The sequence below is a fragment of the Haloferax sp. Atlit-10N genome, from assembly GCF_003586325.1.
Lineage (GTDB): Archaea > Halobacteriota > Halobacteria > Halobacteriales > Haloferacaceae > Haloferax > Haloferax prahovense.
Genome location: NZ_PSYX01000049.1, coordinates 1 through 1,062, shown reverse-complemented (window position 1 = coordinate 1,062; position 1,062 = coordinate 1). Strand labels below are relative to the sequence as shown.

The 1,062-nt window shown below is 50.9% G+C and carries 1 protein-coding gene; it reads right to left on the bottom strand.

The window, feature by feature from the left end; genetic code table 11:
- Positions 1-1,062: orc1/cdc6 family replication initiation protein (locus tag C5B91_RS21100; protein WP_119713018.1), on the bottom strand; the 1,062-nt coding region annotated here is incomplete at both ends.

Below are 1,062 nucleotides of genomic sequence, written 5' to 3'. Positions count from 1 at the left end.
CTGCGAAGGACTCCTACTACTTTCAGGGTTTCTTCTATCGAGTCAAGAATGTTAGAGATGTCAGTCTTCAAGTCCCACTTCCGGTATTTTCCACCTTTCCGGCCAAGGTTCTTTTCGGTCACCGAAAGCAAGCCTAGCATTTTGAGCTCGTCAAGGTGGTCAGATACCCAGCGAGAAGTATGGGGGTCGATATCGCCAGCTTCACAGATTCGCTCATACTGTGGGTAGATCACACGTGTACGCGCAGGCATCTTGCCGTTTGCAGCCAACACACAGAGAGCATAGAGTATGTAGTGGTCGTGTTCGTGTAATCCCTGAATCCCACGCCTGACCTTCTTCGATTTCAGCCGGCTTTGTGCTCGGTTGACGTCGTCTTCGGTGACTAAGCTGCGTTTGTTTTCGCGAGCAACGTCGCCTGCCTCTAGTAGTAAGTCAAGAGCCTTACGAGCGTCACCTGCTTCTTTAGCGCCGTATGCAGCACAGAGTGGAATTACTCCTTCATCGAGTCCGTCGTCTTTGAACGCGATATCGGCACGCTGTTGGAGGACATCTTGGAGTTCAGTCGCGTCGTACGTTGGAAAGTGAAGTTGGCGTTCACACAGTGAGCTTTTGACCTTTGGTGAGAGGTCATCTGTGAATGTCAAGTCGTTTGAGATACCGATGATTCCGATCTTCGTATCGGAGACGTTCCCATTAGCATGGGCACGAGACAACTGGTACAGAATACTGTCTTCACCGGATTTGATGTGATCAACCTCGTCCAGAACGATGAGGACAGTTCCAGCTCGCGATTCCAGTTCTTCCCACAGCATCGCATATGCTTCAGACTTCGAGTAACCGGATTCAGAGATTTGTTGGGAGGCCGAGCGCATCTGGTTGACGAGTGCAATACACAGACGATAGCTCGTCTCCAGTCCGTCGCAGTTCAAAAATACCGTCCGCAGGACAAGGTCATCGTACTGTTCGGAATCTGCTTCGAGCTGCTTGAGGAAGTATTTAGTTGAGGCAGTCTTGCCGACCCCGGTCTTACCGTAGAGGAAGATGTTCTCTGGAGTCTCCCCC